This is a genomic window from Synechococcus sp. OH20 (genome assembly GCF_047502685.1).
Classification (GTDB): domain Bacteria; phylum Cyanobacteriota; class Cyanobacteriia; order Thermostichales; family Thermostichaceae; genus Thermostichus.
Genome location: NZ_JANSIQ010000048.1, coordinates 17,578 through 29,990 on the forward strand (window position 1 = coordinate 17,578; position 12,413 = coordinate 29,990).

The following is a 12,413-nucleotide window of genomic DNA, read 5'->3' on the forward strand; positions in this document are numbered from 1 at the left end:
CCAAAATCGGGATTTGCTTGTGCCACCATAGGCTTACAGCAGCATCCTAGGGATCCCCGAGACAATGGGCGTTCGTGTCCAACGAGCCATTCGAGACTCTGTCCTGCTGAAGGGAGCGGCCCTGGCGATGGGGCTGATAGCTGGGATCGGCCTCTGGCTCCTGCCTGCTCCGGTCTCCAAGGCTGCTGGGATCCCGGTGGCTCAGGCCCTTGAATTTCGGGATCCCGGCTTTTCCCAGACCGGCCCCACCCCTGCCGAAGTGCCAACTCCTGAGGGATCCCCCTCCCCGACCCCTAGCCCAACTGGGATCCCCTTTACCGGCCAAGAGGGCACAGAAGTCTTGGTGGGGAACATCCCGGTGTTTCGCCTGCAGACGGCAGAGTACCCCAGCGATGTGCGGGCCGACAACGTGCGGGCGATCATTGAGCGCTTTCTGGCGGAGGGCCAGTTGCCGCAGCCGGAGGTGCAGGTGGACCAGGATGCCAACGGGCAATACATCTTACGTCTGGGAGAAAGGGGCCGCTTTGAGGCCACCCAGCGGTATCTGTTTACCGTCACCTATGCCGATGCCGCCGCCGAGCGCAGGGTGCCGCTGGGCCAGGTGGGCCTCAACGACGTGCGCCTGGTGGCCAACACTTGGGCGCGACGGCTGGAACAAGCCATTGCCGAGTACCGGCAGGATCGGCTGGATCTGCAGCGGGCGCAGGATCCGCGCGTGCTGGCTCTCACCATCCTGGCCGGTCTGGCCACATTGGCGCTGGGGTTCTTTCTCTGGCGGCTGTTCGACCGCAGCCTAGTTCGCCTGCAGAGGTGGCTGGAGCTCCAGGCCGGCCCGGCCTGGGGAACCTGGATCGACATTGGGGGAGTGCTCCTGCGAGGCGTGGGGGCAATTCTCATTGCCGGCATCTCGCTGGATCGCGGCATCAGCTTCATACCCGCCCTGCGACCGTTTCAGCGCGCTTTTTACCTGGGCTTGGGGCGGGTGGTGGCCACGGCGTTGGGCGTCCTCACCCAACCGCTGCCCAATTCCAGCGTCTCCATTGCCAGCTTACTGGTCTTCTTTGTGCTGGCCGTTTTGGTCTTCACCGTTGCCCACTACGTCAGCGTTGGCTTTAAGCAGCGGTTTCTGAGCCGGCTGGGACTGGATCTGGGCACCCAGGAGTCTACAACGGCCATCTTCAAGTACATCCTCACCCTGTTCGGGATCCTCTTGGTCTTGCCCTTCAGCGGCCTGAATCTGGGATCCCTGGCGGTGATTGCCGGGGCGGTGGGTTTGGGGATCGGCTTTGGCCTGCAAAACCTCTCCAACAACTACATCAGCTACATCGCTATTTTGCTGGAGCGCCCCATCCAAATCGGGGATCTGGTGGAAGTGGACAACCTGCTCGGCACCGTGGAGCGCATCGGCCCGCGGGCCACCGTCCTGCGCACTTTGGATCGCATCTTTGTGATTGTGCCCAACTCCCGCTTCACCGAGTCAAAGGTGGTGAACTGGAGCTACCGGGATCCCCGCTGTCGCATTCACATTCCCGTCGGCGTAGCCTATGGCTCCGATACGGCCCTGGTTACCGAAGCTCTGCTCAGCGCTGCCAAAGAAAATGCTCGGGTGTTGAGCAGCCCTGCCCCCCAAGTCTGGCTCAAGTCTTTTGGCCCCTCTTCCCTCAACTTTGAGCTGCTGGTGTGGATCAACCGTCCCCAGGATCAATTTGTCTTGATCAGCGAGCTGAACTTCGCCATCGAGGCCGAGTTTCGGCGGCGTGGGATCCGCATTCCTTTCCCGCAGCAAGATATTCACATTCGCAGCCTGGAGGGACTTGTCAGCCTCAATGGCGGCTCCCGTTCCCTGCCCGATGCCGCTTCCATCCAGTCCGCCCTCAGCGAAGCGGCAAAATCGCTGGAAGACCAAAACGGCGTTTCCTGAGCTATCCCTATCGACACCATGCTGCGACGGTTAGATGAGGCACTGGGTAGCTTTGGCAGCCATCCGTGTTGGGCTGAACTGAAGCAAATGCAGCTCCTAAGGCAGCTTTGGCCGGAAGTGGTGGGAGAGGCGGTAGCAGCGCAAACCCATCCCCTCAACGTGCGCCGCCAGGTGCTGCAGGTAGCCACCTCTACCCCGTCCTGGGCGCAAAACTTAACTCTGCAGCGCCAACTCATTCTCAGAAAACTCAACAGCCGCCTGCACCCCCCCCTCAGCGACATTCGCTTTAGCCCCGGCGCTTGGCACGAGGGATCCAACCCGGTCGCTCCCCACCCTGATGCGGAGTTGACCAGCAAGTTTTATGGCCCCCCCCGCCTCGCTGCCCAAGATGGACAACGCCCTGGATCTTGCCGCAACGCTCCCCCCAAACAGCCCATCTCGGATCCGAAAGTGGCTTTCGAGCGCTGGGCGAGAGTGGTCAAACAACGGCAGACCCAGCAAAACCTACTCCCTTGCCCCACCTGTGGCTGCCCTACCCCTGCCGCCGAACTGGAGCGTTGGTTTGTCTGCGGGTTTTGCCATCGTCAGTCCTTGCGCCTGCGCAGCTAACTCAGAGAACTCAAATTAGGGCTGTTTCCAACGGCAACGAAACGACTCGTTAGGCCGATCCCCAGCTCCCCTCTCCCTCTGGGAGAGGGGCCGGGGGTGAGGGCAACTCCCTCTGGGAGAGGGGCCGGGGGTGGTCGCGTGAGCGGCGCGGAGCGCTTGGGCACCTCTGGGAGAGGGGCCGGGGGTGAGGGCAGCGGCCCAGATTCTCCAACTAAGGCAACTGCGAACCCTCAATCGTTCATGGCATGGTAGGTGGCCACCGCCGACGGCGATACACGGTTCAAGTAGCGGAAGATCCAGTACTTGAAGAGCGTATCCAGAAAAACCGGAAAAGTGGCAATAAAGCCGTAGATGAAATTGCGGTTTTCGGGCAGGCCCAGGTGGGCAGCTAAGCTGCTCAGCAGCACCTCCCAACCGTGGGGTGAGTGATAACCCACAAAGACATCGGTAAAAAGAATAATAATGAAAGCCTTAGCACTGTCACTGAGGCCATAGATCAGGCGATCCAAAAAAGACTTAAGAACCTCAATTTCTTCGCGCCCGATAAAGATCAGCCAACCAAATACCGCCAGCGATAGCAAGTCGGCAAAGACGTTCTTCAGGCCTTCCAAATTCTTGCGACCGTATTTTTGCAGCAACTCCTCGGCCTTCCTGGACAGTTGGTCTTCTGATTCTAGGTTGGGCTCTGAAGATTGGTGGTGTAAAGCCTGCTCAAACTCTATTTTTTCCTTGAAAAACTCAAACTCGGAGAGAGCTTTCTCTTGAAATTCGTAGCTTAGGGCCACGAGGGTGGGTTCCTGCGGCTGCAGGCGATCCACCAACGGTCCGAACAGGAATTGTTTCGAGAAAATCTGGACAAGCAGCGGCAAAATGGCCAACAACAACAAAAACCGAACTGAGACCAGCGTGCGCGTGCGAGACTCACGGTACTCCTCGATCAGCTCCTCTTCTGCTTGCGAACTCAGCTCACGGCGGATCTGGTTGGCTGTGCGCAGAATAGAGCGGGGCAAGATGGCGGCTTTAGAGGCAGCCGGAGCAGCGCTGCTGTCGGCGTTGGTCTTAACAGGACTCGGCTTGGCAGGCTCTTCAGAAGCAGGGGGACGGGTTGAGATCAGTGGTTCAGGCTGGTGGGGAAGCTTGGGTGGGGCGGCAGGGCGCTTGTATCGCGAGGTCACCTGATCGATAAACTCCAGCTTTTCCAAAATCGAGGGATCCGGACTTTGCCGGCCATTTGCAGCATCTTGGTCCTTGTTCTCGGAAGAGCCGACCTCGGCAGCGGGATCTTTTTGAGCGCTTGGATCTTTGCCGGGATCTTTATCGGCAGAGAAGCGAGGGCCACTGCCATTTTGCGCGGGATCCGGCAGGCGAGAAAAGACGCTGCTGGCCCTGAACTCCGCTAAACTAAGATCGATCTGGCGCAATTCCTGGCGCAATTGGATCTGAAAGTAGCGGCTGGTGTTTTGGCCGTGGGTTCCGTTGCTGCCGATGGGCTCTCCCTGAAAGTAGCGGTCTTCGATGGCTTTAATGCGCAGGGCAGCATCATAAGCTCGATCAAGGGAACGTAGGGGAGTATTCGAGATCCAGTGCCCAATTCTGCTCAATATGGATTCCCCCATTGCTTCTTTCCTGCGGTGCTTCTTTGTGGGGCCGATCCACCCAGTTCATTGATAGCCAACTATTGTAACAATCTCCAGGGGGGCGGGGTGACCCACCTTCTGGAAACTTGAGGGCCATTGGCGTTGCCTCAGGATCCCTTGAAGCGCTTGAGGGCAAAAGCGCAGATCTGCAGCAGCCGCAGCCCATCCCGCACATGTTGGATGTTGGAGCGGCCATAGGTTCTGGGAAAATAGCGCACGGGGATGTCCAAGATCTTAAGGGTGCGCTTGGCCGCCCCTAGCAACAGGTCGAAATCCCCAAACGGGTCAAAATCTCCCCACTCTTGCCGCAGCTTGACAATCTGCCAATAGTCCTCCCGCCACAGGGCCTTGGTGCCGCAGAGGGAGTCTTTGATGCGGATGCCGAGAATGTGGGAGAGGAGAGCGGCAAAAAAACGATTGGCCCACTGGTTAAGGTGCGGCATCGCTTCTGGTTTCAGGGGATAGATTAGGCGGCAGCCGTTGGCAAAGTCGCACCGCCCGGAGGCCACCGCCCGGAAAAACTTGGGGAGGTCTTCCGCCTGGACGGTCAAGTCGGCGTCGAGAATGATCAGCACATCGCCACTGGCCGCGGCAAACCCCTTGCGCACCGCATCTCCCTTGCCCTTGCCCTCTTGCCGGAGGGCCCGGATGGTGCGGATCCCTTGGTATTCGGCCTGAACCCGCTGGATCTCGGCCCAAGTGTCGTCGCTGGAATGCCCCTCCACAAAAATGATCTCAGTTCGGGATCCCATCTCGGGCAACTGCTCCACACAGCGGCGGATGTTGCCCGCCTCGTTGCGGGCCGGGATCACCACCGTGCAAGAAGGTTGCTCCTCAGGGGGGGGATCCCAGGCGGGATCGGGCTGGAGGCGGGCAATCGTATATTCGGTCAGGCAGAGGGCGTTGATCCCAGGCAAGGGGGCAATGAAGTGGTTGATCAACGTCGAGAGCAATGGGATCCGCCGCGGCAGCAACAGCCGCTTGCCCTGCTGAATGACCTCGTACCCCGCCAGGTGCAGCAGATTGGCCACATCACCAGCCGAGAGCCAGTTGGCTGCCGGCAGAGGCATGCGCTGCTTGAGGACAGTCGCCAGGCCCAGCAGCGGCTCCCAGAGGGGGTTGTGGTGGGAGAGGATCAGCCGGGTACGCGGCGTACAAAAACGGCGCAACTGCTGGAGAACCTGCTGAATATCGGCTAGGTAGCCCAGGGTATTGACGAGCAAAATAACATCAAAAGGCCCCGCCAAGACCGGATCCCTTTCGTCTAGCCGGTGGGCATCCTGCACCCGGAAGTGGAGATGGGGAAACTGAAACTGAGCTTGGGCAACGATCTCCGCGTCCCAGTCGATCCCCACGCCAAAACCGGGCTGCAAAGCATTGAGCAGGGATCCGGTGCCGGAGCCGATTTCGAGAATGCGCAGTCCTGGAGGAACGAAGAAGCGGTGCAGCCGCTCTAGATCCTCGTGGTAGTAGCGGTTTTTTTGCCGCCAGTAGTGCAGAGGGTGGGTCAACGCTCCCAGGATGTCGCCAGATCAGCTTTTGATCATAAGGGGTTGTGAGCGATCCGCAGACAAGCCCTGGCAAGCAGGAGACTCAGCGACGACGCACCCTATCTCTTTGGCTGACGAAGACGATGGCGCCGAAGAGAAGCCCCAGCACCACTGCGCCGTACACCAAGCTCCAGAGAAAGTTAGCAAGTGAGGGAGTCATAAAAAGAGTTTCCTCCTCGTGCGACTATCAACTACCCAACTATTTCCCGATTATACTGGTCTTTGTCGCTCAACCCAGAGACAGACCCATTGCCAACTATTTGGCCTGGTACTCTAGGGGCACCTCCTCTAGGGTTTGGCTGGTGCCGGCAAAGGGGTTATCTGGGGTTAAAAAGAGCATACAGTGGCATTCTTTTCGCTCCCGCATGGGTACACAGGGGCAGTTCCAATAGCCGGCTTTCGCTTCTGCCTCTTTGTCTTCGTAAAAGCGACAGGGACATAGCGGGGCGCCCAATTGCTCTTTGTGTAGAGCCAAGCCCTCGATCACCGCGGTCGTAATCGAAGGATCGGAGCAGAAAAAAGTGTCAGTGCGTTTGGCGTAGGTTTCTGCGAAGTGCCGCATCACCTCAAAGCTTTTCTGCGAGGACTTGTTATAACCACGACTTTCCATGACGATTCTCGGAAGGGAACTGACCGGCTGTTGCTAACAATGAGGCTCACAGCTTCTTCCGGCGACACTTTCTGAAGTCAATACAGATGTGCGCATACCGGGATCTGATCCTGCAGACCGCCCACAAAGTCGGACAAAGCTGTATCTCGCTCTTCGTTGTACTGCAAACTCTCAGATAAGCCAAAGAATGATAGCCTTGCTGTTACACAAGGCAACATTTAGACTGGGCAAGAGCCCCCCTTGAAGTACTCTCCAGGATAACACTTGCCGGGATCCTTGCCCCTCAGGGCACCACCAGCACCGGGCAAGGGGCGAGGTCGATCACCCGGTGGCTGACGGAGTTGTTCCGCCCCTCCGCAGACAAGCTGAGGCCACGGGATCCCATCACAATCAGGCTGATCTCCAGCTCGTCTGCCACATCGCAGATCACAAAGGGCACTTTTCCCTCGCGATACTCGCTCTTGACGCTGCTGATGCCAATTTGCTGTAGGCCCAGCTCCGTCTGTTTGAGCAGGTTCTGGATGTTCTGCCGGGCTTGTTCTGCCCGCTCCGCGTCCAGCTCCGCAGCATCCAGAACCGAGAGCAGGTACACCTGACTTTTGTAGCGCTGCGCTATGTCTGCCACTAAGGGCAAGGCGTGGCTGGTCTCACGCGAGTTGTCGATGGGAAAGAGCAGTTTGTCGAACATAGTCGCGGATCCCACAGTCAAGCCCATTCCCTATCCAAGTCGGGGGGCCGGCCTCATTCTATCAATTTTACCGGCAGCTCAATGGCCTCCTTCCACCCCTGCCCGTTTTTCTGTTGTGAGGGGCTCGACCTGGGCGGCAAACGGAGCTCCTCCAGTGTTTGAATGAGCGGCCATGTCCATCATCCCGCGAAGATCCAGCCGCCTTAGGCCATGCTGGGCTGAAGTTTGCGCAGTTCCTGCCAAAAATCCATGATTTTCAGATTGACCAAACTTGGAAAAGAATAATGAAAAAAGTGTCGCCCTCCAGGGCAAAGCCACATTTGATCCCCCGGCTTTAAGTGGTTTTTCCACTTCTCGAGCGCAGCAGGATCCACAATGGGGTCATCCTTGCTGGCGCAAACCAACATCGGCACCGAAACTTTCCGAGCTGGAATCGCTATCACCTGAAATAGGGAGTGAGGTATGGGGGAAGTATCTAAGTCTTTAGCCAGAGCATAGGAGAGTGATCGCGCTCGCCACTGTTCTGAAGTGGGCAGAAGGCTCTGGGCTATACGCACCAGGAGCTGTTCTCGGCTACAGAAAAACATTTTTCGTTGCAGGTAGAAATGGGCGTGCCAGGTAGCGGCAGGCTGATCGGACACTGCCAGCAGGGTCAGAGACCGTACCCGTTGGGGATAGTGGCACGCGAAAAGATAGGCGACCACCCCGCTCAAGCCATGGCCGATGAGGTGCACCGGTCGATCCCAAGCCTTCAGGTATTCGTATAGTAGCGTCACGACTGTCTCTAAACTACAGGGCTCATCCTGGGTTTGGTGATACTCCCAGTAGGCCACACGGAAACATTTTCCCAGGGATCCCAGCAAAGGCCGGTCGAAAAGCTTGAGACTGGGAGAAACACCCAAATAAAGTGCCTCAAAAGAGAGCGCGGAAGCGGAACCTAAACTCATTTTGGCCGTCCCATTTCGACTGTCGAAAGATTGAAGCCGGTGGCTGACAAAAGCTTCACAAACAAGAGTTCTAGAAATCGGCAGAACTATCCAAACGGGGCAGATCGGGACAGAGAGGAGGGGATGAGGATCTCCCCTCCCCTGCTTTGAGAAGCCTCAACCCTGCTTTACAGCCCCGGCAAAATCTGGGCTACCACATCGCCGCTGCTCAAGAGCATGTAGGCAAACAGGGCACCGCCAACACCGCCCACCAGAAACCCTCCGGCCAACTGGCTCCAACCGGCGCGGGTGCGCAAGTTTTCGGGCAAGTCCTCCGAGCTTGCCGGCAGGCGCACCGGCTGAGGGGATCCCTGCGATTCCGCCATCAGTTGCACCCCTGGCGTCGGATAGGCCACCTCGCCGTAGGGGGTATTGAGCACCGCTACCAGCCGCGAGCGCGGAAAGGACACCCGTCCGTAAACGGAGAGACAAACCGTCAGGATCAGCACCAGGCCGATGGTCGCCAGCGTCCCTGCTGTCAGGGCCTGCTCCGAATCCCGCAGCGGACTTAGCTTGTAAAACGGCCCCACCAGAAAGTACCCATGGGCCATGCCAATCTCCAAGCCACGCAGAAAGGGCGACAAGCCCTCCCGGTAGATGGGCAGGTTTTGCAGCAGCAGCAGGGTGAGATCCCCCTGGTTTACCGGCGTCTCCAAGTTGCCCACCTGCGGATCTGTGGCTTGCACCCAGCCCCCGCGCTGGAAGTCAAAGCCGTTGGCTGCCGCCCGCGCCCGGATGGCATGCCAGATGTGCCCTGCCAAAAACAGGATCCCCAAGACAAAGTGGGCTGTGGCCAACCAGGTGCGGCTGCTCACCACACCCATCTCGTCGGCAGCCAGCCCCAGCGGCCCGTAGAAAGCCACCGGATAGGCAATCTCGTTGACGCTGACAAAATAGGCCGCCAAGATGCCCATGTAGGCCAGGGCCCCCAGGCTGTAGGAGAGGTAGGCTTCGCCCGAGTAGATCAGGATCTGCTTGGCCCAGGCAAAGGGCCGTGTGGCTATGTGCCACCATCCCCCCAAGACGCAAAGCAGGCCAACGTAGATGTGCCCTCCCACCAGATCTTCTAGGTTATCCACAGCAGCCATGCCCTGCTGGCCCATCAGCGGCGTCAGGTAGGCGAAGATCCGCAGCGGATTGAGGGTGGGATCCGTTACCACCCGCACGCGGCCCAGGTGAGCATCGTACAGCCCTCCCCAGAAGAGCGCTTTGGCCACCAGCAACCAAGCCCCCAGCCCCAACAGCAGCAGGTGGATCCCCAGGATGGTGGTCATCTTGTCGTCGTCTTCCCAGTCGTAGCCGAAAAACTGGGCCAAGGTTTCTCCTTTGGGCAGCACCTCCGGCCCCAAAAGGGCATGGAAGATCCCTCCTGCCCCCAGCACCGCCGAGGCAATCAGGTGCAGAACGCCCACCACAAAAAAGGGATAGGGATCCGTGGCCACCCCCTCTGCATTGACGCCGATACCCAACGTGGCCAAATGGGGCAGCAAGATCAGCCCTTGGCTGCCCATGGGCTGAGCCGGATCCCAGTGGGCCACTTCAAACAGGGTCATGCCGCCGGCCCACAGCATGATCAACCCCGCATGGGCCACGTGGGCCCCCAGCAGCTTTCCGGACAGATTCACCAAGCGAGCATTGCCTGCCAACCAACTGACCTGAGGGGATCCCTCGGCAGAGGTAGGTGATGAAGATAGAACTGCGCCAGTCATGACAAACTCCCACAGTATCCACAACAAGTTAAGAAGCCGGGTTTGAGATTACAGATTGAAGAGTGTTTTGAGTTTGGCCGTCCACTCTTTAATTCGTTTTTCCGTCAGCTCCGGCTGATTGTCTTCATCCAGGGCAAGGCCGACAAACTCGCCGTTAACCACTCCCTTGGACTCATTGAACTCGTAGCCCTCTGTGGGCCAGGAGCCGACATTTTTGCCGCCACGCTCGGCGATTTTTTGGGCCAGGATCCCCATGGCATCTTGAAAGTTGTCGGGATAGCCTAACTGATCCCCAACTCCAAAGTAGGCCACCGTCTTACCGGAAAAATCGATTTCATCCAAATTGGGGAAAAACCCATCCCAATCGGCCTGCAGCTCCCCAATGTTCCAGGTTGGACAGCCGATAATTAAGTAGTCGTACTTCTCAAAGTCCTCAATACTGGCTTCGGCAATGTCGATCAAATCCACATTGTCTTCGCCCAGCTCTTTTTGAATCATCTCAGCGGCTCTTTCGGTATTTCCGGTTTGAGTGCCGAAAAATAGACCTATTTTTGCCATTGCTCCTACCTCGAAACTGCAAGTGCAAAGCCCAAAATTAGATGGCCAGATTGTCGTTAGACCTGCTGCGCAGCAAGCTCTACTCTGCCAGTACGGAAATTGAATCCTCGTGCTTTTAGGGCATGGAAAAGGTGACCCTGAAGGAAGAAAAAGGCCAGCCAAAAGTGGGCATTGGCCAGCCAAACCCTAGATGTGAGAGCCCCCCCTTGCTCAAAAAAGGGATAGCGATCCAAGCCCACCCGCAGCAGCGGCCCATAGAAAACTTCGGGATAGACGACGGGATTGACGGCAACCCAATAGGCGGCAATAAACCCCATCAAGGCCAAAGCTCCCAAGCTGTAGGAAAGATAAGCTTCCCCAGACCAGACAAAAATCCGTTCTGCCCAGGCAAAAGGCTTGGTCACGATATGCCAAATCCCACCTGCCACCAGGAGCAGGCCCAGCCAGAGGTGGCCGCCCACCACGTCTTCCAAAGTGTCCACCCCGGCTATCCAATGGCGACCTTCCGTGCCCAGCAGGTGGCCAAAGGGGTTCCAGTTGGGAGCCACTAGGCGCACTTCTCCCGCCACCGGGTCGAACAACCCGCCAAACACCATTGCCTTGAGCACCAAAAGCCAGGCTCCCAGGCCCAGCAGCACTAGGTGGATCCCTAGGATGGTGGTCATTTTGTCTTTGTCTTGCCAGTCGTAGCTAAACAGGGGAAAAGCTTTGGGATCCAGCACCGCCGGCCCGCGCAGGGCATGAAAAATGCCCCCAAACCCCAAAAAGGCAGAGCTGATGAGGTGGATCGCTCCCACCGCAAAGTAGATATCCGTATCCAAAACTTCCCCGCCGGATCCCACCCCCAGCCCCAAGCTGGCCAGGTGGGGCAAGAGAATGAGCCCCTGCTCATACATCGGTCGGCTGGGGTCAAACTTAGCCAACTCGATCAGAGTCATCGCCCCTGCCCAGAGAACGATCAGCCCGGCATGGGCCACATGCGCCCCCAGCAGCCGGCCAGAAAGAACGGTCAAACGGGCGTTGCCCGCCCACCAGGGGATCTGGTGTTGCGAGCTAGATCCCCCTTCTTGCTTCGGTATCGTCGCTGTCATCTTCGCTCCTCTTGTGTTTCTAAACAAGCTTGCTTGGGAAAAGGCCAGAGACTTTGCCCCAGGCCCGCCTCTGGCCGCACGGACACATCCTTTCGAGACACACAACCAACTATTGAGATTAAGTCTCAATAGCAAGCTGTGACTCACTCTAGGCTTCTTGAGAGAAGATATCAATATACCTGGGGTTAAATTTTGTTAAAATCCAGGTTAACTTCGCCTTCCACAGCTTTTGTGCGCGGCAGTTGTCCCTGAAGGGTTGGGCCTAAGCGAGGGATCCCGTGGCAACCGGTGATAAAAATCTCTCTTTTCTTAAGATTGAGTCTCAATAGCTAGGTTACAATCAAGCCAAAGTTGGCCAAGCCGAGGGGTAAGGAGCCCAGAGGAGATGTCGAGATATCTGAAGCTGTGGACGGGGATAGGGCTTTATGTTCTGGTTAGCGGGGCTGCTTGCGGGGAAAGCCAAAAGGATCCACCGGCCCTGAGCCAGGCCTCGCCCCAGCAGGCGGCTCAAATGAACCCAGAGTGTCGGCCCATCCCGGTGGATGGCGGCGGCGAGGGTGGGGAAGGGGGAGAAGAAGGAGCGGGCTCTGGCCGGCCAGCCGTTGTGCTCTCTCCTGAGCAGCGGTTTCAGGATCGGCAGATTTTGATCGACTTTGCCGATCAGGTGGTGATCCCTGCCTATGAGCAGTTGGCCGCCGATACCCAGGCCCTGTCTCAAGCCATCCAGGCCTTCGTGCAAGATCCCAATTCCCAGACTTTGCAAGCGGCTCGCCAGGCTTGGTCTGTTGCCCGTCTAACGTGGGAGGAGAGCGAGGCTTTTGCCTTCGGGCCGGCGGCCTCCTTGGGGCTGGATGCGGATTTGGACGAATGGCCCCTGAACGAGGTGGAGGTGCTGGAAGTTCTCAACAGCGGCGATCCCCTCACTCCAGAGACCGTGGCCGAGTTGGAAAGCGGGCAAAAGGGATTTCATGCCGTGGCCTTCCTGCTCTTTGGCGTGGATAACAACAAGTCCTTGCAAGACTTTACCGAGCGGGATCGGGAGTACTTGGCTGCC

At 58.0% G+C, this 12,413-nt stretch carries 12 protein-coding genes and 1 pseudogene; 3 read left to right on the forward strand and 10 right to left on the reverse strand.

Annotation, left to right across the window (positions count from 1 at the left end; all coding sequences use genetic code 11):
• Positions 1 to 64 precede the first annotated feature (64 nt).
• Positions 65 to 1,921, forward strand: coding sequence for a mechanosensitive ion channel family protein (locus NW826_RS10565; RefSeq protein WP_414510102.1), 1,857 nt, complete (start codon positions 65 to 67; stop codon positions 1,919 to 1,921).
• An 87-nt stretch (positions 1,922 to 2,008) separates the two neighbouring features.
• Entirely contained in the window at positions 2,009 to 2,530 is a 522-nt protein-coding gene (locus tag NW826_RS10570) for a DciA family protein (RefSeq protein ID WP_414426818.1), read from the forward strand.
• A 230-nt stretch (positions 2,531 to 2,760) separates the two neighbouring features.
• On the opposite strand, the gene pxcA is transcribed toward NW826_RS10570, so the two are convergent.
• From pxcA to NW826_RS10620, 10 genes and pseudogenes are all read right to left on the reverse strand, one after another.
• The gene (pxcA, locus tag NW826_RS10575; protein WP_414510103.1) at positions 2,761 to 4,146 is read right to left on the reverse strand and encodes a proton extrusion protein PcxA; all 1,386 of its coding nucleotides are present in this window, start codon (positions 4,144 to 4,146) and stop codon (positions 2,761 to 2,763) included.
• Between the two features lie 128 nt (positions 4,147 to 4,274).
• Positions 4,275 to 5,678 carry a glycosyltransferase gene (locus NW826_RS10580; RefSeq protein ID WP_414510104.1) on the reverse strand — a complete coding sequence of 468 codons (1,404 nt, stop codon included), beginning with the start codon at positions 5,676 to 5,678 and terminating at the stop codon, positions 4,275 to 4,277.
• Positions 5,679 to 5,760: 82 nt separating this feature from the next.
• The gene (locus tag NW826_RS10585; RefSeq protein ID WP_011431389.1) at positions 5,761 to 5,877 is read right to left on the reverse strand and encodes a photosystem II reaction center X protein; all 117 of its coding nucleotides are present in this window, start codon (positions 5,875 to 5,877) and stop codon (positions 5,761 to 5,763) included.
• A gap of 96 nt (positions 5,878 to 5,973) precedes the next feature.
• Complete coding sequence (locus tag NW826_RS10590) at positions 5,974 to 6,327, reverse strand: ferredoxin-thioredoxin reductase catalytic domain-containing protein (protein ID WP_414333696.1); 354 nt, start codon at positions 6,325 to 6,327, stop codon at positions 5,974 to 5,976.
• Between the two features lie 283 nt (positions 6,328 to 6,610).
• Complete coding sequence (locus tag NW826_RS10595) at positions 6,611 to 7,015, reverse strand: universal stress protein (RefSeq protein WP_414333698.1); 405 nt, start codon at positions 7,013 to 7,015, stop codon at positions 6,611 to 6,613.
• Between the two features lie 203 nt (positions 7,016 to 7,218).
• Positions 7,219 to 7,962: an alpha/beta fold hydrolase gene (locus tag NW826_RS10600; RefSeq protein ID WP_414349128.1), complete on the reverse strand. Its 744-nt coding sequence runs from the start codon at positions 7,960 to 7,962 to the stop codon at positions 7,219 to 7,221.
• A 167-nt stretch (positions 7,963 to 8,129) separates the two neighbouring features.
• A complete protein-coding gene (locus NW826_RS10605; RefSeq protein ID WP_414510107.1) occupies positions 8,130 to 8,687 on the reverse strand; it encodes a photosystem I reaction center subunit XI in 558 nt (185 codons plus the stop codon).
• Between the two features lie 9 nt (positions 8,688 to 8,696).
• Positions 8,697 to 9,710, reverse strand: a pseudogene (locus NW826_RS10610) (chlorophyll a/b binding light-harvesting protein); the annotation flags it as partial.
• A 48-nt stretch (positions 9,711 to 9,758) separates the two neighbouring features.
• Complete coding sequence (gene fldA / locus NW826_RS10615) at positions 9,759 to 10,268, reverse strand: flavodoxin FldA (protein WP_099812754.1); 510 nt, start codon at positions 10,266 to 10,268, stop codon at positions 9,759 to 9,761.
• A 56-nt stretch (positions 10,269 to 10,324) separates the two neighbouring features.
• On the reverse strand, positions 10,325 to 11,359 hold the full coding sequence (locus NW826_RS10620) for a chlorophyll a/b binding light-harvesting protein (protein ID WP_414371937.1): 1,035 nt from the start codon (positions 11,357 to 11,359) through the stop codon (positions 10,325 to 10,327).
• Between the two features lie 385 nt (positions 11,360 to 11,744).
• On the opposite strand from NW826_RS10620, the gene NW826_RS10625 reads away from it, so the two are divergent.
• A partial coding sequence (locus tag NW826_RS10625; RefSeq protein ID WP_414510105.1) for an imelysin family protein occupies positions 11,745 to 12,413 on the forward strand: 669 nt, incomplete at its 3' end.